The following is a 20,168-nucleotide window of genomic DNA, read 5'->3' as shown; positions in this document are numbered from 1 at the left end:
GCTTCGTATGGCTGAGGTCTTGTTATTCCACCACGCACAGGGGCTGACCCCGGGTGTGCATGCGTTCGCCGACGCTTTGAGGGCAGCCGGCCACATCGTGCATACGCCTGATCTGTTCGACGGGCGTACCTTCCCCAGCATCGAAGAAGGCCTCGCCTATATCGGTGAAATCGGATTCGACGCTGTCAGGGAGCGTGGCGTCCGCCTCGCCGACGAACTGCCGGTCGAGCTCGTCTATGGCGGGTTCTCATTGGGTGTGCTGCCGGCGCAGAAGCTGGCGCAGACGCGGCCTGGGGCCCGTGGGGCGCTGCTCTTCTACTCCTGCCTGCCGATCAGCGGCGAGTGGGCCTTCGGACCATGGCCGGATGGCGTCGCGGTGCAGATCCACGGTATGGACAACGACCCGATTTTCGCAGGCGAGGGCGATATCGAAGCCGCCCGCGAGATTGTGGAAAAGGTCGAGAAGGCGGAGCTTTTCCTCTACCCCGGCGATCAGCACTACTTCGCCGACAGCTCGCTTCCATCCTATGACGCGGATGCGGCCGCGCTCCTCACCAGCCGAGTGCTCGCGTTCCTGGACTCCTTGGACGACACGTCTGGATGAGGCTGGAGGGCAGGGATGCGGCTGAGCGCAGCAGTTCGGCATAGCCATCGTCGCCACTTGCCATCGTAGCAAAATCTGCCTTATAAAAATTCCGTCGAAAGAGTGCTGGTCGGATGGTAGCCCGGCCGTCGCCCATCGGGCGGCAACTCCTCCTTTCAGGGTAACCGCGACACCGCAGCCGGCTTGCCGGTCTCGTAGGTGTGTCCGCCGGGAACTCTGAAACCTTTGTCGGCGCACCTTCATGTCAACATAGAAGGACGTTCGACTTGAAACTGACGGACAACACCATTCTCATCACCGGCGGCGCAAGCGGCATCGGGCTGGCGCTCGCTAAGCAACTTTCCGAACGGAAAAATCGCGTCATCATCTGCGGCAGGAGCAGGGAGGCGCTGGACACGGCGCAGGCGGCCGTTCCTGCTCTGATAACGCGGGTCTGCGACGTCACCGATCTCGACAATCGTGACAGCCTGTCGGGCTGGCTGGAAAACAACCATCCCGACCTCAACATGCTGATCAACAATGCCGGGGTGCAGTACGTCAGGCATTTCGACGATGATCAGGCCGTGGCCGATCTCGACCAGGAGATAGCCATCAACCTTGCCGCGCCGATCCAACTGATCGGCGAGCTGCTGCCGATGCTGAAGCGGCAACCCAGCGCCGTCATCGTCAACGTCACCTCGGGACTGGCGTTTACGCCGAAGGCCGACATTCCCGTCTATTGTGCGACCAAGGCCGCCCTCCATTCCTTCACGCTGTCGCTTCGCCACCAGTTGAAGGCGACGGGCGTGCGGGTGGTCGAGATGGTCCCGCCGGTGGTCGACACCAATCTCGGCGGTGGCGTGCGGGCAGCGGGTGCGGAGCGGCAATACATGATGTCGCCGGAGGAATTCGCCACGGACGCACTTGCCCAGTTGGAGAATGACCAGGACGAACTGCTGGTCGGCACCGCCGTCCACACGCGCAAGCATGGCGAAGCGATGTTCGAGCGGTTGAACGGCGGCTAACCTAAGACCGCTTATATTCCAGGGAGCAGATCAATCCGAAACGCCGCGGTCACTGGATGCTCTCGACATATAAGGATAGCAGGACAGTGGCGATGAGGTCCCTCTCGCCACTGAAATATTCTGAGTTTCGAAGCGCGAATGGCAGCCTTTTTAGCTCCAGGCGTGCAGCGGCGGCTTCTCTCCATTGAGGAAATACTTGCCGAGGATCGAGTATTTCCATCGTACCGGATCGTGCAGCGTATGCGTCCGGGCATTGCGCCAATGGCGGTCGAGATTGTGCTCGGCAAGCGTCGAGCGGGTGCCCGCCAGTTCGAACAGCTTGTTGGTCGCCTCGATAGCGATCTCGGTGGAGAGGATCTTGGCCTCGGCCGTGAAGACCTGGGCTTCCGCCACGGTATCGGCATTGGGATTGGCGACCGCCCGGTCGATTGCAAGTCCGGCTTTCTCGAGCAGCGCCTGAGCCGCATGCAGCCTGAGCTGGAGTCCTCCGATCGCCTGGATCGTGTAAGGATCATCCCAGGCATGGTCGAGGCCGCTATCGACCCAGGCGCGGGATTTGGTGCGGACGAAATCGATCGTCTCCTTAATCGCTGCCGATGCGATGCCGGTATCGACGGCAACCTGGATGATTTGGAAGATGGCGCCGTCGGCCGTCGGTCTGTCATAGCCCTTGTAACCGGGCACCAGCCACGCCTTGTCGACTTTGACACTGTCGAGGATGACGGTGCCCGACAGCGTGGTTCGCTGGCCAAAGCTCGACCAGTCGTCGATGACAGTCAAACCCGGCGCATCGCGATCGGCGATCGCGTACCAGGCGCAGCCCTCGTCATCGAGCGCCACGATTGGCACCTTATGGGCAAGCAAGGCGCCGGACGAATAGAATTTCTGACCGTTCACCACGACGTGGTCGCCATGGTCGACAAACCTGGTTTCAAAATCGACCGCGCGTTTGGAGCCGAATTCCGAAAAGGCATTACCGAAGCGGGTGCCCTTGAGAATTTCGCCGAACAACAGTTCCTGCTGCGCTTCGTCTGAAACCGTACGGATTGCCGCCACGACGCCGAGATGGTTCTGCGAGATCTGGCCGATTGACGAATCTGCCTCGGAGATGATCTCGATCACCTTTGCGAGCGTGACGTAGGAGACCTCCGGTCCGCCGAACGCCTTGGGCACATTGATCGACCAGAGTCCGCTCTGCGAGAAGGCATCCAATTCTTCCGCCGGCCAGATCCGCTCGCGGTCACGATCTGCGGAACCCTTGACGAACTCCGCGGCGAGCCGGTGAGCGACCGCGATCGCTTCTGCGTCGCCCTTGATGATATGCGCAGGCTTTTCCGGCCGCTTGACGCCGGGTACGGCAACCCTGTCTGTTTTGGCAATGACGTTCATTTTGGTCTCCCTTCTGCGTGATGGATGTGAATGGATCAGGCCGCCGGCCTGCCGTGGGCGAAGGCCGCGCTTTCCCCGAGATAAAAAGCCTTGATGTCGTCACGGCTGCGCAATTCGGCGGCGGAACCCGACAGCACGGCGACGCCGTTTTCGATGACGGTGGCGTGGTCGGCGTACTGAAGCGCCACCGTCGAATTCTGTTCAGCAACCAGGATGGAAAGTCCATCCTCCCGGTTCAGCGCCTTGAGCGAACGGAAGATATCCTTGATCACGAGGGGTGCCAGACCCATCGAGGGCTCGTCGAGAACAAGCAGCCGCGGCCGCGACATCAGCGCGCGACCGATCGCCGTCATCTGCTGCTCGCCGCCTGAAGTAAGTCCAGCCGCTGTACGGCGCTTTTCCTTGAGCCGGGGGAAAATGGCATAGATGCGCTCGAGGTCGGCAGCGATCTCGCGCCTGGACGATGAACGCCCGAGGCCGCCGGAGATGAGATTTTCCTCAACCGACAGGCTTTTGAAGCAATGCCGCCCTTCGAGCACCTGCACCAGGCCCGATCGCACCAGATTGGCGGGCTTCTCGCTGAGCACATCGCGGCCTTCGAAACGGATCGTGCCCGATGTCACCTGGCCTCGTTCGGCCGGCAACAGGTTCGAGATAGCCTTCAGTGCCGTCGTCTTGCCCGCGCCATTCGACCCGAGAAGGGCAAGGATTTCTCCGCGCCGTAGCTGAAAGCTCACGCCGTTCAGGGCTTTGATCGTCTTGTTGTAGACGGCGTGCACGGAGTTGATATCAAGAAGGATCGTTTCGTCGGACATGTCGTTCGTTCCAAAGCCAATCAGCGCAAACCGATCTGCCGCACCGGGTTATGGAATGAGGGATGGCGGCTTGCGCCATCCCTCACATCGTCAGTTCGTGGTCACGGTGCCTTCGGCATCGGCCGCTGTGCGCAGCTTGATGCCCTTTTCCTTGGCGTAGGCTTCCGAGGATTTTTCGATGATCGGACGCAGCAGCTTCCAGTCCGGCGCGATCCAGTCGGAGACGACGTTCCACTTCTTGCCGTCCCATTGCTGGAAGGTCACATAGCCATCGCCTTCGTGGTTGTCCCAGGAGACGTTGATGGAGTGGAACAGGTCCTTGGCGCCCAGTGCTGCGACCTTGGCCTCATCGAGCTTCAGGTGCTCGAAGCCCCAGCGCACTTCGTCGCCGGTCAGCGTACGCTTGCCGAATTTTTCCTGTGCGGTGCGGATCGCTTCGACATTCAGGATGCCATTGACGATGCCGAGGTTGTGGTAGACCGAGCCGATGCGCTTCTTATCTTCGAGATTACCCTTGCCTTGATCGTAGAGCGTCTTCACGATCTCCTGCAGGACAGGATACTGCTGGCCTGAAGCCTGGGTGGTGATCGCGGTATAGCCGACCGCCGCCTCGCCTGCGGGGATCACGTCTTCTTCCGAATTCGACCAGACATTGCCGACGATCTTGGAGGCGGGGAAGCCGACCTTGGCCGCGGTCTTCAACGCCACCGGGTTCATCACGCCCCAGCCGCGCAGGACGACGTAATCCGGCTTGGCACGACGGATCGTCAACCACTGCGACTGCTGCTCGTTGCCGGGATGCGGCACCTCGATTTGCTGAACCGTGAAGCCATACTTCTCGGCCAACAAGTCATAGATCGGAATGGTTTCCTTGCCATAGGGCGAGCCGTGATAGAGCACGACGATCTTCTTACCCTTGAGCTTGTCGAGACCACCTTCCCTAGAGGCAAGGTAGTTCACGATGCCCGATGTTTCCGAATAGGGATTGAGCAACAGTGGGAAGACGTAGGGGAAAACGCGTCCGTCGGTGGAGTCTGTACGGCCATGGTTCACCGTGATCAGCGGCACCTTGTCGCCGGTGATGCGGTCGATCATGGCATAAGCGATGCCGACCGAAAGCGGGTTCCAGGCTGCCGCGTTCGGATGGCTCTTCTGGCGCTCGTAGCATTCGACGCCGCGTTCGACCTCATACTGGGTTTCGCATTCGTCCCAGGTGAGCTTGACGCCGTTCACGCCGCCGTCGCGGGTGTTGATCAGGTTCAGGTAGTCGATGAAACCACCGAAGAAACCGGTGCCGCCGGCGGCATAAGGCCCGACGCGATAGCTCTGCAGCGGGAAATATTGTTCATCGGCATGGGCCGGTGCCAAGCCGACCCCACCGATGATGGCGAGCGCTGCGACCGCCGCCTTGACTGTGGTTTTCAGATTTTTCATTGGACATACTCCCTCTGTTGACCGGCTATGCCGGTGTTCCAATGCGTTCAAAGATGATGATGTGGCAGCTCAGCCGACGGGTTCTGGCGTGCTGGGCCTGAACCGTCCGGTCAGCCGCCTTCCGAGCGCCGCGAGCCCATCGGGTTCGAGGATCAGGAAGACGATGATGAGTGTGCCGATGACGATGCGCTGGCTCATGTCGAGCACGCCTGAATCGAACAGATCGCCGAGGAGGAACGATCCGACCCGCGACAGTACGACAGGAAAGACCACCATCAACGCCGCGCCCAGGAAGGCGCCGCGGATCGTCGCCAGCCCGCCGATGATGATGATGAACAGGATCTGGAACGAACGGTCGAGATTGAAGCCGGCCGGCTCCACTGTGCGCAGATAGGCAAAGGCCCAGAGCGCGCCAGCGATCCCGATGATGAAGGAGGAAAGCGCGAAGGCGAGCAGCTTGGTGCGCAGCACCGGCACGCCGATGATCCTGGCCGCCGTCTCATTGTCGCGAATGGCGATGAAGTTGCGTCCGGTCTGGGAGGATGCGATACGCCAGGCGAAGAAAGTCAGCACCGTGACGACGATCAGCGAGAAATAGTAGCGCCCAGTCGAACTGTCGAAATCGATGCCGGCGATAGTGAGTTTCGGCGCGTCGATCACGCCCGACGGATCGTCGTTTGAGAACCAGCCGAACTTGGTCAGTGCCCACTGAACGAAGAACTGTGCTGCAAGCGTGGAAACCGCGAGATAGAAGCCGCGCAGCCGCAGGCTTGGCAGGCCGAAGACGATGCCGACCGCAGCCGTAATACCGCCGGCGAGCGCGATGGAGACGAGAAGCGGCAGGCCTTCGACACGCAGATTGAAATTGAAGGCGGCAAAGGCGCCGACGGCCATGAAGGCAGCACCGCCGAGCGATACCTGCCCGGCATAGCCGGTGAGCAGGTTGAGGCCGACGCCGGCCAGCGACAATGCCAGGAACGGCAGCAGCAGCGCTTCGATGAGATAGCTCGAGCCGATGAAGGGCACGACGGCGAAGGCGGTGATGAGGATGGCAAGCGGCGCGATCCAGCCTGGAAGTTTTGCCGAAACGACGGGTTGGGAGGTGATGGCAGCCATGGCTCAGACCCTTTCCACAAGCTTCTGGCCGAACAGGCCGGAGGGGCGGATGAGCAGGAAGACCAGCGCGATCGCATAGGCGAACCAGCCCTCGATGCCGCCGCCAAAATATTCGCCGATATAGACTTCGGCGAGCTTTTCCGAGGCGCCGATCAGCAGGCCGCCGATGATGGCGCCGGCGATAGAATCGAAACCGCCGAGCACCAGCACTGGCAGAGCCTTCAGCACCACGAGCGAGAGTGAGAATTGTACCCCGCTGCGCGCGCCCCAGAGAAGGCCTGCGACCAGTGCGACGAGGCCCGAGGTTGCCCAGGCGGTGGCCCAGATGCGCGGCAGGCGAAGTCCGACGGCGAGTGCCGCAAACTGGTCGTCCGCCACCGCGCGGAAGGTCAGGCCGACCCGGGTATAGCGAAAGAAGAGCGTCAGTCCGATGACCATCAAGGCTGCGACGGCCGAGGCGAAGAGATCGAACTGCGAGATGAAGACTCCGTAAAATTCGAAAGGCACATCCTCGATACCAAGCTCCAGGGCATGGACCTGCGTGCCCCAGAGAAGCTGGGCAGCACCCTCGATGATGTAGGAAAGCCCGAGCGTCGCCATGAACAGCGTGATCGGCGGCTTGTTGACGAGCGGTCGGAGCACCGCGCGTTCGACGCCGATGCCCAGCAGCACCATGATGGCGAAGGTAAGGGCAAGCGCCAGATAGAAAGGCACTCCGCGCTCGACCAGCGAGACGAAGGTGAGGGCGGCAAACAGGAGCAGCGCCCCTTGCGCGAAATTCAAGACGCCCGAGGTCTTGTAGATCAGCACGAAACCGATCGCGACGAGCGAGTACATGACGCCGGAGAGCAGTCCGCCAGTCAGCACCTCGAGGAAGAAGAGATAGTCGAAGCTTTCCATTACGCGTCCCCCTCTTCCTGGTCCTCGCGGGTAACGCCAAGATAGGCGTCGATGACGGCTTGGTCGGCGCGCACTTCGGCCGGGGTGCCGTCGGCGATCTTGCGGCCGTAGTCGAGCACGGCGATCCGGTCTGAAAGCCCCATGACCACGCCGATATCGTGTTCGATGAGGATAATCGTCGTGCCGTAACCCTCCCGCGCGGCGCGGACGAAGCCTGCCATTTCCTGCTTTTCGGTGGCGGTCATGCCGGCCATCGGCTCGTCGAGCAGCAGGATCTGCGGATCGGGCACTAGCGCCCGGGCAAGTTCGACGCGCTTCTGCAGGCCATAGGGGAGCGAGCCGGCAAGCCGGTCATGCACATGGCCGAGATGCAGGAAGTCGATGACTTGCCGTGCCCGTTCACGCGCCTCGCGCTCCTCGCGGCGCGCGCGGGGCGAGCCGAGCGCCTGGCCGATGAAGGTCGAGCGGCGCTGGAATGTCAGGCCGGTCATGACGTTTTCGAGAACCGTCAGCCCTTTGAATAGTGCAAGATTCTGGAAGGTGCGGGCGATGCCGAGCCGCGCGGCTTTCTGCGCCGGCACCTGCGCATAGGTCTTGCCATTGAGGCTGACATGGCCGACATCCGGCCGGTATTGCCCTGAAATCACGTTGATCAGCGAACTCTTGCCGGCGCCGTTAGGGCCGATGATCGCGCGGATCTCGCCCGGCTGGACCGCAAGATCGACATTCGAGATCGCCGTGACGCCGCCGAAGGAGAGTGTGATGCCCGCGAGCGCCAATATGGGCGGGTGGCTCAGCGCATTGCTGTCGGCAGTCGCCACGCTACGGCTCGATTGACCGGACACCGGCAGCGGGGAATATTCCCTCACCGTAGAAGTCTCATCGAGTGCCGTGTAATGCGCATTCACCATCGTCTGCTCCGTTATGCGCAGAAATCCGCAGGCCCAGCCTGAAGACGCGCGCCACCATCCGGCTCCCCTGGAATGGGGAGCCGTTCGCTTTTTCAGTTTGTGAAGGAAGCCGTTATTCGGCGGCTTCCAGCCGCTGGTCTTCGATCGCTTCCAGTTCGCGGACGATCGGCCGGACGTGCTTGCCGAAATATTCCACCTCTTCCTGGAAATGCAGGAAGCCGAGCAGAATGAGGTCCGCGCCGGCCCGCTTGTGACCGATGATGCGTTCGGCCACCTGCTCCGGCGTGCCGATCAGGTTCGAACGGAAACCGTCGTTGTATTGCACCAGATCCTGGAAGGTTGATTTCGCCCAGTTGCCTTCGCGCTCCGGCGAGGAATTCCCGGCATTCTGAACCTCGTGGTGGAAACCCTTGACCGCCTCGGGAATGGCCTTGTCGAGGATCTCCTGGAGGACCTCCTGCGCTTCCTTCTCCGAGGAGCGGACGATGCCGAAAGCATTCATGCCGATCTTCGTGTGCCAGGTCTTGCCGAAAGCCTTTTCCTTGGTGCGGATGTCATCCACCTGGGCCTTCAGACCTTCCGGCGTGTTGCCGTTGGTGAAGTACCAGTCGGACACGCGGGCCGCCATGTCACGAGCCGCGCGCGAGGAACCGCCCTGGAATACCTGCGGAACGCCGCCGATCGGCTTCGGCTTCATCGAATAATCCGTGAAGCGATAGAAATCGCCGCGCAGGTTATAGACGTCTTCCGTCCAGATGCCGCGGATCGCACGGATGAACTCCTCGGAGCGACGATAGCGTTCGTCATGGTCCAGCCAGGGCTCGCCGATGGCGGCGAACTCGCCGCGGAACCAGCCGGAGACGATGTTGACGTCGACGCGGCCGTTGGTGAGGTGGCTAATGGTGGCGATCTGCTTGGCAAGCAGCGCCGGGTTCCACGGTCCGGGCAAGACGGCGGCAATGACGCGAAGCTTCTCGGTGGCTGCAAGAAGTGCGTGGGAAAAGGAGACCGACTCGTGCTGGTTGTCGGCGCCATATCCGGCCGTGAAGCGAATCTGGCTCAGGGCAAACTCAAAACCCGACTGTTCGGCGATCTGGGCGAGCTTGCGGTTGTAGTCGATACCCCAATCGGTGCGTTGTTCGACCGAACTGATAACCAGGCCGCCCGACACGTTCGGCACCCAGTAGGCAAATTTCAAGGGTTCTTTCTTCGATTGTGACATCGGTCTCTCCGTGCTTATTCGTAATTTGTCAGGCGCTTAGCCGCGATTGTTCTTCGGCGCGGGCTAAGGCGAGCATCCTGGCGTGCGGAACGATCAGTTCCAGTTCCCGCACGGCCGCTCTGATCCGTTTCTGGATGTCTGAACTTGCAATGGCGTATGAGTCGAATTCGCTCTCAAGCGCGTAGACCGATGTTGGCAGCGGCAGCGCTTTGAAGAAGCTGAACAGGGGCCGGAGCTGATGGTCGATCATCAGGCCGTGCAACGGCGTTCCGCCCGTTGCGGCGAGGATCACCGGTTTGCCGACCAGCGCCTCATAGTGAACTAGGTCGAACAGGTGCTTGAACGCCCCGCTATATGAAGCGCGATAAACCGGGGAGCCGACGATGAGGACATCCGCGCGCTCAACCGTGCGCACGATCTCCGCGCCTTCCTCACCCAGTTGGTCAGCCCGCAAGGCTCGAAACAGCACCGGTGCAGACACAGCCAGGTCAATGTGCCGTCCAGGGATGCCAAGTTCAGACTCGATGCGCCGAAGGATGGACGCGACCAGCGCCGATGTGCGGGATGGCGCCTTTACATTTCCTGATATTCCGACGATGCGCAGTTCTTGCATGGGGATCCTCCAATGCACAAAACCTATAAATTAACTAGACTATTGGCAACGAGTGGGACATCCGATTTGACCGGCGATCGGAATATCAAATTCCAAAGAACATCCATTTTTAGAAATATTTTCATCTGCCTTCGCAGGCGCTGGCACGCGGAAAGCGGTCGCCGCAACACCCGCCGGGCGAATTCGGGCCTTCGGCCAGCTGTCCTTGCCTCGGTCCCTCACGAATCTCCCGTGGAGATTTTCGCGCGGAAGGAGTTAGTCGGAGAAGGTGCGCCTCAGAGCCTGATGGGCCGGTAATACATGCCGGTCATCAAAAATCCCACGCGAAAACAGGTTCTAAAACATGATGGAGGTCGCGCCTAGTGAGGATCTCGGCAATGATGGCATCTATTCGTCACTCCGATCCCACCAGGCCATGCTGTTCATTCCGCTTCCCTTCGTCGTTGCTCTTCTGCTGCTCGTCCTCTTCGTTACCGTGCTCAAGCGCGACGAGGAGGCGGCGCCGAACCGGCCATTTCTGGCACTGATCCTCCTGAGCGTCTTGCTGTCCATCCTCTCCGGCTTGCGCTGGGGCTACGGAGTGAAGGCGGTGGGTATGATCGCGCCTGTCATTGCGGCGATGGTGCCGCCGCTTGCCTATGCCGGAGTATCCAGGCTGGTGCGGACGAGCCGCCGGTCGCTGCCGCAGCGGATTGCGCTGCATGCCGCGCCGGCCGCCGTCATCCTCTTGTTGATCACCTTCCGGCGGGAGGCGATCGATATCGCGCTGGTGCTTGTTTTCATCGGGTATGCCTTGGCCATCCTGCTTCTGATGCGGCCGGGCGCGGATGCGCTTCGGCTTGCGCCCTTTGAGGGGGCGGTGCCGGCCTATCGGGCGATCATCTTCGCGGCGGTGGCGCTGTGCCTGTCGGCGGCAGTCGATATTTTCGTGTTTCTCGACTTCACTTGGGCACATGGCGAGCATGCGGTGACGCTAATCAGCGTCAGCAATCTCGCCGTCCTCGTCATCCTCGGCATTGCGGCGGCGGCGGCCAGCCGAAGCCGGGCGCCGGCCGAGACGGTGGAGACGGCATCGAAGTCCGAAACGACCGAGGACAAGGAGACCATCGCCACGGTCGATGCGCTGATGGAAGCAAGAAAACTCTATCGCGACGCCAATCTCAATCTCGACCGGCTGGCTCGCAAGGCGGGCATTCCCGCGCGCCAGATCTCGGCGGCGATCAACCGGGCGATGGACAAGAACGTTTCGCAATATGTCAATGATTACAGGATCGGCGATGCCTGCCGGCTGCTTGCCGGCACCGAGAAATCGGTGACCGAGGTGATGTTCGAGGTGGGCTTCCAGACGAAGTCCAACTTCAACCGCGAATTCCGCCGGGTTACGGATATGACACCGCTTGCCTGGCGGCAGAGGAAGGGTGGGGTGGGAGGCTCTCCGGCCTCGTCCTGAGATACGCCACGTACACAATCGCGATCGAGGACTGCCGGAAACGTGTTCGAGGTCGCGGTTTTGCAGCCTGCGACCATTCTGTCGGCATGAACACGACATCAGAACATGACCGAAACCTTGCCGCCAAGCTGAGATCGCTTTCGATCGAACCCGCGGCCTTCAAGACAGAGCCGCCGGAGCGTGAAGCCCGGCGGCGCGTGATGCCACTTGCTATGCTTGCGCTTGCCGCGACGGCATCGCTCGCGGTGGTTCTTTTCTCTCGGCCCGAGATGCTGCAGCGCATCGAAACGGTGCTTGCAGGCCTCGCGGTTCAGCGCGGGGCGACGACACCAATAGGCGGAACGCAAGGGCCTGCCGAGGGTGCCGCTGCCGAGCGGATGCGGGCTGTTGCTGATGCACCGGCGGTTCGGGCCTTGCCGGCCCGGGAGGTCACCGGCTCCGGCTATGTCGTGGCGCCCGATGCCGCGACCGTCTTTTCCAAATATGAAGGCCGGATCGTCACCGTCGAGGTCGAGGCGGGTGACAGGGTTGCCGCGGGGCAGGTGCTGGTGCGGCTCGACGATGCGGGCGCCCGCTTTGCGCTTCGGGGGGCCGAGATCGCCCGGCAGGCGGCGGCACTGGCGCTTGATGCAAAGAATATCGATCTCGCGCAGGCGCGGTCTTCCCTGACGCGCATCGAGCGGCTGGCCGGGCGCGATGCCATGTCGGCGCAGACGCTGGAGGAGGCGAGGACTGCTTTCGACACTGCCGAGAATGCTGCCCTGCAGGCACGGCAGAATGTGGCCAAGGCGGATCTCGATATCGACAGGGCGCGCGAGCAGGTGGAGGCGCTGACCGTCCGGGCGCCGATATCGGGCACCGTCACGCGGCTTACCGCGCATGCCGGCGACACCGTGCTGTCGCGCGAGGACAGCGTGCGGGAGAATGAAAGCCTGCTTGTGATTACCGACACGGCAAACATGGCCATTGATGCCGATGTGGCGGAGACCAACATCGCGCAGATGCGACCGGGCCTATCCGGTGAGGCGGTCCTCGACGGCTTTCCCGATCGGCCCTTTGCGGTCGTAGTGTCGAAGATCGCGCCCATGATTTCGCGGGAGAAGGGAACGGTGACGCTTCGCCTGTCGCTGTCTTCGTCGCCGCCGGGCATGCGCCCTGCGATGGCCGCGCGCATCCGCCTTGTGGTGGATGAGACAACAGCTTCCGGCTCACAGGCGGGCGGAGCTGCGACCGTTCGGCCACAGGCCGCGGATATCACAGATCATCAGCAAGGAGCAGAGCGATGAACGATACGCAAGAGCCCTATATCGCGCTTCGCGGCGTCCAGAAGGCATTCAGGATCGGTGCGGAGACGATCCCGATCTTTTCCGGGCTCGACCTTTCCATTGCGCGCGGCGATTTCGTCGCCGTCATGGGACCATCGGGCTCGGGGAAATCGACGCTGCTCAACATGTTGGGCGGCCTCGACAGCCCTGATGCCGGGGAGATCAGGATCGGCCGCAGTCATCTCGAACAGATGGGCGAGGGCGCCAGAGCCGCATGGCGGGCGCATGGCATGGGCATCGTCTTCCAGTTCTACAATCTGCTGCCGATGCTGAATGCGAGCGAGAATATCGAGCTGCCGCTGCTTTTGAAGCCGCTCGGGCGAAAGGAGCGGCGCGCCCGCGTCGAGACCGTCATGGATCTCGTCGGGCTTGCGGGCCGGCAGCGGCAGTTTCCGTCGAGCATGTCCGGCGGGCAGCAGCAGCGCGTCGGCATTGCGCGCGCCATCGTCGGTGATCCCGACCTTCTGCTCTGCGATGAACCGACCGGCGATCTCGACCGGAAATCGGCCAACGATATCCTGGAGATGCTGGGCTTTCTCAATCGTGAGCTTCAGAAGACGATCATCATGGTCACGCATGATCCCGAGGCCGCCGCCTTTGCCCGGCGCACGTTGCATCTCAACAAGGGCGAATTCGTCGAGCAGCAAGGGAGGGGCCAATGACTTTCTTCCAGCTCATGCGGCGCAATGCCTGGCGCAAGCGGCTGAGGGCGACACTGCTGATGTTCTCGGTCGGCGTCGCCTTCCTGATTTACGCCCTGACCGCCAGCTTCCTCGGCGGCAGCCAAGGGGCGGCGGGCGCCAGCGACAACCTGCTCGGCGTCTTCAACAAGTCGGGCCGCGGGTTGCCGCTGCCGCTCGCCTATCTCAACCGGATCGCTGCGGACGCTGATGTCGCCGCCGTTGCCTATACCGCGCGGATGCGCGGGTTCGTCGAGGTCGAGAAGAATATCGTGATGACCAGCGCGGTCGATCCGCGCGCGGTCGCCGCTGCCAATGGCGATGAGCTTGGACTGACGCCTGATCTGATCGCAGCACTCGAAGAGGGCCGTGACCGGGTGCTCGTCGGCAAAGCGTTGGCGGAGGCTCAGGGTTGGTCGGTCGGCCAGCGCATCGGCGTCACCAGCCAGTTGATGAGGGCCGACGGCAGCCGCGACTGGCGCTTCGTGATATCAGGCATCTTCGAGGGAGCTAATGCCAGCACCGACACCTATTTCATGCTGGCCCGTTACGACACGATCAATGAGGCCCGGGCGCGAGACAAGGATACGGTCGACACCTTCGTGGTGCGCCCGCGCGAGGGAGTATCATCCGGCGTGCTGGCGGCGCGGATCGATGCGCTGTTTGCCAATTCGGCGGCACAGACGCGGACGCAATCGGAAAAGCAGTTCCTCGAAGGCTTCCTGCGGCAGTTCGCCGATGTCGGCCTGATTGTCGGCCTCGTCGTCGGCGCGGCTTTCGTGACCATCCTGATGATCACGGTGAACACCATGCTCTTTGCCGTGAGGGAACGCAGCTTCGAGATCGGCGTGATGAAGGTGTTGGGCTTTTCCCAAGGCCGGATCATGACGCTGGTGCTCGGCGAGACGCTGTTCATCTTTGCCGCCGGTGGGGCGGCCGGGCTCCTTCTTGCCAAGCTTGCGACACTGTTGATCGGGCCTGAATTCGGCCTCGTCTTCAGTCTGTCGGTGCTGTCGAAATCCCTCGCCATCATTGCGGGTCTCGGCCTCCTGACTGGGCTGCTGCCCGCCTGGAACGCCATGCGCATGCCCATCGTCAATGCCTTCAGATCGAGATAGTCCAATGTCATCAGTGCTCAAGCAGACCTTTCTCATGATCAGAATCAACCTCGGCAGCCTGCCGCGGCGGCTCTGGATCTCGCTGTCGATGGTGCTCTCGGTCGCTCTCGTGGTGGCGGTGCTCGCAGGATTTCTCGCCATGGCGCGGGGATTTGAAACCGCGCTTGCCGGCGCCGGCTCGCCTGGCATCGCCGTCATTCTCGGCGGCGGGACCAACCAGGAGATCGGCTCTGACGTACCTGCCGAGGCGATCCGCAGCCTTGCCGCCATGACCGGTGATATCGGCGTGGTGCGGGATGGCGCGGGCGGGCTGGCGCTGTCGCGCGAGATCGTCGTTCCCGTCGATGTCGTCAGGCAAGTCGACGGCGCGGAGCAGACGCTGTCGTTGAGAGGCATGGACCCGCTGGGTCCCGGCTTGCGCGATCGTGCGGCGCTTTCGCAGGGGCGGCTGTTTTCCCAGGGCGCCCGCGAAATCGTCGTCGGCGCCCGTATCGCCGACGAATTCTCCGGCTTTGCGGTCGGCGACAGGGTGCGGCTCGGCCCGGTCGAATGGACTGTCGTGGGGCATTTCACCTCCGGCGGCAGCGCCTTCGAATCCGAGATCTGGGCGGATCTGGAGGCTGTGCAATCGGCTTTCGACCGGCTGGGGCAGGTGCAGAGCCTGCGCGTGCGCCTCGACGGGCGGGGCGATCCCGCTCTTCCGCTGACGACGCTGCGCGCGCGCCTTTCTGCGGTTCCCGGCGCCCCACTTACCTCAGTCTCCGAAGCCGATCTCTATGCCGGGCAGGCGGAGCGCACCGAGAGCCTCATTCGCCTGTTCGGCTGGCCGATTGCGCTATTGATGGCGGTCGGTGCCACGGCTGGGGCGCTGAACACGATGATGAGTTCGGTTTCCGACCGCACCGTCGAGATCGCCACGCTGCGTATGATCGGCTTCGCCCGCGTGCCGGCCTTCGCTGCGACCTGGGTCGAGGCGGTGCTGCTGTCGTCGGTGGGCGCGGTCGTCGGCATCCTCGCCTCGCGGCTCGCCTTCGACGGCTGGCGGGCAAGCACGATGGGCGCCAACAATACCAAGATGGCCTTCCAGCTCGACGTTACCAGCGACGTCGTACTTACCGCGGGCCTGCTGGGACTTGCGATCGGGATTGTCGGCGGAGCCTTGCCGGCGCTGGCGGCGACGCGGCTGCCGTTGAGGGGGGCTTTGCAGGCGAGGGGGTGAGGAGCGAATACGCTGCGCGTAAGCGAAGCCACGAATCGCATGTTAAACAGCTTGAGCTAACATAAGTCCCGCGCAGCAGGTCCCCGATTTATTCGCCTCGAAGTCGTTGTTTTCCAGGCCGAAGTTGCAGCTTTCGGCCATCTATGCGGCGCCCAGGCCATTGCCTGTGGAATACGGCCCGTGAACCGGCCAGTTGCCCCATTGACAACATCTTATCGCCTTCTTGCCGTGGACGGTTGCCCCCGCCGCGCTCGATCGGCCGATCCCGGTCGATCTTCGTGGCGACTTAGCGATCCGACGAACAGGGCAACATTGGCGATATGACAATCTACTATGTGAACTCAGCGACTGGCTCCGACCGCAACAACGGAACGGGCCAGAACTCGGCTTTTGCGACTTTGTCCAAAGTGGAATCCTTGAAACTGAAACCGGGCGACAGCGTGCTTCTTGCCAAGGGGAGCGTGTTCAACGAGCAGTTTGATATCAAATATTCCGGCACCGAAAGCGCGCCGATCAAGATCGGCAGTTACGGGACGGGGGCAGCGCCCGTCATCCACAGCGGCGGCGACGGCATTCACAGTCTCTATGCCTCGAACATCGTCATCGAGAACCTCAAAATATCGAATACCGGGACTGCCGGCATTTATGGCGGCAGTGTCACGAACTGGACGGTCCGCAATGTCGAGATCGCCAAGACAGGCATGTCGGAAAATGCCGGCGCCGTCACCTTCCGGAGCAGCACGAACGTCACGGTCGAAGACAGCAAGATAACGGCCGTCAAGGGCGACGGCTTCTGGATCGAAAAGGTCGCCGGCGTCAAGCTTCTCGACAACACCGTGACCAGCGCGAACGGCTCGACCGCCGATGCCGTGCAGGTGAACGACAGCAGCAATATTCTGATCAAGGGCAACCATCTTGATCAGACGAACGCCGATAGCCCCAAGGGCGTGATCGCGCTGGTGCGGGCCACCGATGCCGTGGTCGAGGACAATGTGCTCACCGGCGGCGGCTTCGGCATCAGCGCGCCGGCCGGCAAGAATGTCGCAATTCGCGACAACGACATATCGGGATTTCACGGTTACAGTTGGTCCTTCGGCGTCGGCCTCGGCGATCAGGGCAATGCGCGGGATTATGATATTTCAGGCAACCACATTCATGACGGCGCATGGGGCGTTGCCATCAGCGACGCCAGCGGCACCAGCTATACCCGCACGAATATCAAGGTGCACGACAATGTCTTCGACGACCTCTCGCAGGCGGCGCTGAAGGTCGACAGGCCGGCTTCCGGCTCCTTCACCAACAATACGATCGAGACCGGCACCACGGCCACCGCCATATCGCCGTCCATCGTCGACGCGCACACCTTCACCGTCAGCAACAACCATACGGTCGCCAATGTCGAAACGGTGCTGGCGCGCCCGGTTGCCAAGACTGCCGCAGTCACGGAGGCGTCCGCGGATCCGGCGGTTGCCGCCGTCCATGACAATTTGAAGATCTTCAGCGATACGGGCGAGGCCCATCGCGGCAATCTTCTCGAAAACGACAGCTCTGACAACGACACCTTGGTTCTGCGCCGCTTCGGCGACGAAAGCGTCGGCAAACACGGCCTCACGCTGACCGGCGACTACGGCGTCATCCACGTGGACCGGGAAGGCAACTATGCCTACACGCTCGATGAAACGAAGCTTCCCGACCATGACGGCCATGTGAGCGAGTCCTTCAGCTACGGGATCAACGACGGAAACTCGCACCATACCGACGGCGATACGCTGACCGTCTACATCCATATGGATAACTTGCTGGGCTGAGGGTGCGAGGCTGCAATGACACAAGGAGAAATCCCGGAAAGTTTCCGGGATTTCATAAGCAGCCGTCAGCCCCCGTGCGGGGCGCGGACGCGTTTTTTCAAGCTCAACCGTAAGTTTTTGCCGGCTGTTCGTTGCCACGGGATCGGATTCAGGCAACGACGGAACGGGCACAACCTTCGCCGCAGCTGCAACCCGGTCGTGCATCGGCGGAGGCAGCGCCTTCCAGGATGCGGACCTCGTCCTTGCCCGCGGAACGTCGCGGTGTCTCATAATGAACCGCAGCTGCATTCAAATGCACCGGAAAGCCTGCAAAAGGGTGTTCACTGTCAGCGCCGGTGACCATTGGTCGCGAGCTGCGATACGGTTCATTCACCTTTCGGTCGTTGTTCTGTAGATTATTTTCTTATAAGTTGTAGTCTTTAATATACCGCCACCGCCAGGCGTTTCTCGGGACCAAGGCAGGCCGCCCACAGGGTCTGCCAACCGCCGTGAAGGCAATATCGAAGGCCCTCTTGATGGCCTTTAACCCCGACCGCATCCGATCCACGCGTTGCAGCCGATGCAGACGGCTGCGCGGCAATTCGAGAACAAGGCGATATGGCAATCTATTATGTGAATCCAGCGATAGGCTCCAACGGCAACAATGGAACGAGCGTGGACACGCCGTTTGCATCGTTCTGGGCGGTGGAAAACTTGAAGCTGCAGCCGGGCGACAGCGTGCTGCTCGCCGCCGGAAGCGTGTTCAACGACCAACTCGACCTGAAATATTCCGGCACCGCTAGCGCCCCGATCACCATCGGCAGCTATGGGGTCGGCGACGCGCCGGTTATCCATAGCCCCGGCGACGGCATTCACAGCCTCTATGCGTCGAATATCGTCATCGAGAACCTCAAGATCTCCGAGACAGCAGGCGCGGCCATCTATGGCGGCTATGTTTCGAACTGGACCGTCCGCAATGTCGAGGTGGAAAATACCGGAAGCTCCACCAAGACCGGCTCCGTCACGTTCAGGACCGGCTCGAACATCACCATCGAAAACAGCACGATCACCGGCGTGAACGGTGACGGCGTCTGGATCGAGAAGGTCAACGGCGTCAATTTTCTCAACAACACCGTCACCAACGCCCACGGCACCGCGGCAGATGCCGTACAGATGAACGACAGCAGCAATATCGTGATCAGCGGCAATTACCTCGACCAGACGGGCGCTGCGACGCCGAAGGGCGTCATTGCGCTCATCCGGCCGGTGAATGCCGTGGTCGAGGATAATACGCTGATTGGTGGCGGCTTCGGGATCAGCGCCCAAGCGGGCACGAATATCGCCATCCACGACAATGATATTTCAGGCTATGGCGGGTACAGCTGGTCCTATGCCATCGGTCTCGGGGACCAGGGCAATACGCGGGACTACGATATCTCAGGCAACTATATCCATGACGGCGTATGGGGCGTGGCGGTCAGCTCTGCCGGCACCACCAGTTACGTTCGCGAAGGTATCGAGATCTACGGCAATGTCTTCGACGACCTGTCGCAGGCGGCGCTGAAGGTCGACAGGCCTGCATCCGGCTCTTTTCATGACAATGTCATCGCCAGCGATGTCACGCCCTACAGCATATCCCCGGCCATCATCGCCGCGAACACCTTTCCGGTCAGCAACAACACGACGCTCGAAGAGGCCCAGCTTGCGATTCTTGATAGTCACGTTTCGGGAGATGCAACGCATGCGGACGCAACCCCGACGATCGTCGCAACCCATGACAGCCTGAAAATCTCGGCCGACGCGGACGCCCATCATGGCAATCTCCTCGAAAATGACAGCTCGGCCAATGGGATCCTGCTGCTTCGCCGCTTTGACGGCGAGTTGGTCAACAAGAACGGTCTGACGCTGACCGGCCAATACGGCACCATCCATGTCGACGATCATGGTGACTATAGCTACACGGTCGACGCGACGAAGCTTGCCGGGCTTAGCGGTGAGGTGAGCGAGACTTTTTACTATAAGATCTCCGACGGGGCCGCGCACCATTTCGACACGGATACGCTGAGCATCTCCATCCATGTGGATGACTTGCTGAGCTGAGAGGAATGTGGGCAGCAAACGGCGCCTTGCCCGGTCCGAGGCGCGGCGATGGAGGAGGAGAGCGCATGTCTCAGCGGTCGCTGAACAGGATCCTGGTGACGTCGATTTCGATTTCCGCGCAGATGATCTCGTATTCGGTGACGATTGCGGGATCGGCGGAGATTTCCCTGCGCATGCGGTCAAGGACGGCGCAGGCCTCGCCATAGGCGCCGCACAATTCATAAAGATGGGGGCGGCTCGCCGCGGCTGCTCTGATGGTTGCCCGCGTCGCGGGCAGCCTCATCATCAGCCTGGCCAGCCCTTGTTCGGCGGCTTGCCGGGGAATGTGTGCTATGCCTTCTTTCCTGACCATGCCATCACCCCTCGCTGCCTTCGTTTGCCTGTCCTGAGGGGTAGTACGCAGGAATGCTGCATCTGGTTTCATGCCGGATGCAGGATTAGTGCGCGCCGCTCCGATTCCTTCACGGAAAAATTGGTTATT

At 61.6% G+C, this 20,168-nt stretch carries 18 protein-coding genes; 9 read left to right on the top strand and 9 right to left on the bottom strand.

Annotation, left to right across the window (positions count from 1 at the left end):
- Positions 1-7 precede the first annotated feature (7 nt).
- Positions 8-604 (top strand): dienelactone hydrolase family protein, encoded by a 597-nt coding sequence (locus tag NE851_RS24680; RefSeq protein WP_127430289.1) that lies wholly within the window; start codon positions 8-10, stop codon positions 602-604.
- 266 nt (positions 605-870) lie between these two features.
- Entirely contained in the window at positions 871-1,608 is a 738-nt protein-coding gene (locus NE851_RS24675) for an SDR family oxidoreductase (RefSeq protein WP_127430290.1), read from the top strand.
- A 150-nt stretch (positions 1,609-1,758) separates the two neighbouring features.
- Here the strand turns inward: NE851_RS24675 and NE851_RS24670 are convergent, their stop codons facing one another.
- From NE851_RS24670 to msuE, 8 genes are all read right to left on the bottom strand, one after another.
- Entirely contained in the window at positions 1,759-2,997 is a 1,239-nt protein-coding gene (locus NE851_RS24670) for an SfnB family sulfur acquisition oxidoreductase (protein ID WP_254958410.1), read from the bottom strand.
- 35 nt (positions 2,998-3,032) lie between these two features.
- Entirely contained in the window at positions 3,033-3,812 is a 780-nt protein-coding gene (locus NE851_RS24665; RefSeq protein ID WP_127430292.1) for an ABC transporter ATP-binding protein, read from the bottom strand.
- Positions 3,813-3,902: 90 nt separating this feature from the next.
- Complete coding sequence (locus NE851_RS24660) at positions 3,903-5,246, bottom strand: ABC transporter substrate-binding protein (RefSeq protein ID WP_127430293.1); 1,344 nt, start codon at positions 5,244-5,246, stop codon at positions 3,903-3,905.
- A 69-nt stretch (positions 5,247-5,315) separates the two neighbouring features.
- Positions 5,316-6,362: a branched-chain amino acid ABC transporter permease gene (locus NE851_RS24655; RefSeq protein WP_127430294.1), complete on the bottom strand. Its 1,047-nt coding sequence runs from the start codon at positions 6,360-6,362 to the stop codon at positions 5,316-5,318.
- 3 nt (positions 6,363-6,365) lie between these two features.
- Entirely contained in the window at positions 6,366-7,262 is an 897-nt protein-coding gene (locus NE851_RS24650; protein ID WP_254958404.1) for a branched-chain amino acid ABC transporter permease, read from the bottom strand.
- A complete protein-coding gene (locus NE851_RS24645) occupies positions 7,262-8,173 on the bottom strand; it encodes an ABC transporter ATP-binding protein (RefSeq protein WP_127430296.1) in 912 nt (303 codons plus the stop codon). Before NE851_RS24645 ends, NE851_RS24650 begins: the two co-directional genes overlap by 1 nt.
- Before the next feature lie 112 nt (positions 8,174-8,285).
- The gene (gene sfnG, locus NE851_RS24640) at positions 8,286-9,395 is read right to left on the bottom strand and encodes a dimethylsulfone monooxygenase SfnG (protein ID WP_127430297.1); all 1,110 of its coding nucleotides are present in this window, start codon (positions 9,393-9,395) and stop codon (positions 8,286-8,288) included.
- Positions 9,396-9,423: 28 nt separating this feature from the next.
- Positions 9,424-10,008, bottom strand: a complete 585-nt coding sequence (msuE, locus tag NE851_RS24635; RefSeq protein WP_127430298.1) for an FMN reductase — start codon at positions 10,006-10,008, stop codon at positions 9,424-9,426.
- Between the two features lie 343 nt (positions 10,009-10,351).
- Between msuE and NE851_RS24630 the strand changes: the two genes are divergently transcribed.
- The 7 genes from NE851_RS24630 to NE851_RS24600 all read left to right on the top strand — a co-directional run bounded on the left by NE851_RS24630 (position 10,352) and on the right by NE851_RS24600 (position 19,687).
- The gene (locus NE851_RS24630) at positions 10,352-11,458 is read left to right on the top strand and encodes a helix-turn-helix domain-containing protein (RefSeq protein WP_063475139.1); all 1,107 of its coding nucleotides are present in this window, start codon (positions 10,352-10,354) and stop codon (positions 11,456-11,458) included.
- Positions 11,455-12,744 (top strand): efflux RND transporter periplasmic adaptor subunit, encoded by a 1,290-nt coding sequence (locus NE851_RS24625; RefSeq protein WP_373289055.1) that lies wholly within the window; start codon positions 11,455-11,457, stop codon positions 12,742-12,744. The genes NE851_RS24630 and NE851_RS24625 overlap by 4 nt, the downstream gene beginning before the upstream one ends.
- The gene (locus tag NE851_RS24620; RefSeq protein WP_047614052.1) at positions 12,741-13,445 is read left to right on the top strand and encodes an ABC transporter ATP-binding protein; all 705 of its coding nucleotides are present in this window, start codon (positions 12,741-12,743) and stop codon (positions 13,443-13,445) included. Before NE851_RS24625 ends, NE851_RS24620 begins: the two co-directional genes overlap by 4 nt.
- Positions 13,442-14,581: an ABC transporter permease gene (locus tag NE851_RS24615; RefSeq protein WP_127430300.1), complete on the top strand. Its 1,140-nt coding sequence runs from the start codon at positions 13,442-13,444 to the stop codon at positions 14,579-14,581. Before NE851_RS24620 ends, NE851_RS24615 begins: the two co-directional genes overlap by 4 nt.
- Positions 14,582-14,585: 4 nt before the next feature.
- Positions 14,586-15,800: an ABC transporter permease gene (locus tag NE851_RS24610; protein ID WP_127430301.1), complete on the top strand. Its 1,215-nt coding sequence runs from the start codon at positions 14,586-14,588 to the stop codon at positions 15,798-15,800.
- A gap of 320 nt (positions 15,801-16,120) precedes the next feature.
- Positions 16,121-17,608: a right-handed parallel beta-helix repeat-containing protein gene (locus NE851_RS24605; protein ID WP_254958403.1), complete on the top strand. Its 1,488-nt coding sequence runs from the start codon at positions 16,121-16,123 to the stop codon at positions 17,606-17,608.
- Between the two features lie 597 nt (positions 17,609-18,205).
- A complete protein-coding gene (locus NE851_RS24600) occupies positions 18,206-19,687 on the top strand; it encodes a right-handed parallel beta-helix repeat-containing protein (RefSeq protein ID WP_254958402.1) in 1,482 nt (493 codons plus the stop codon).
- A gap of 70 nt (positions 19,688-19,757) precedes the next feature.
- Here the strand turns inward: NE851_RS24600 and NE851_RS24595 are convergent, their stop codons facing one another.
- Positions 19,758-20,039, bottom strand: a complete 282-nt coding sequence (locus NE851_RS24595; RefSeq protein ID WP_047610543.1) for a hypothetical protein — start codon at positions 20,037-20,039, stop codon at positions 19,758-19,760.
- Positions 20,040-20,168: the final 129 nt, after the last annotated feature.

The organism is Rhizobium anhuiense bv. trifolii (assembly GCF_024346605.1).
Lineage (GTDB): Bacteria > Pseudomonadota > Alphaproteobacteria > Rhizobiales > Rhizobiaceae > Rhizobium > Rhizobium anhuiense.
This window is presented reverse-complemented; position numbering and strand designations above follow the sequence as displayed.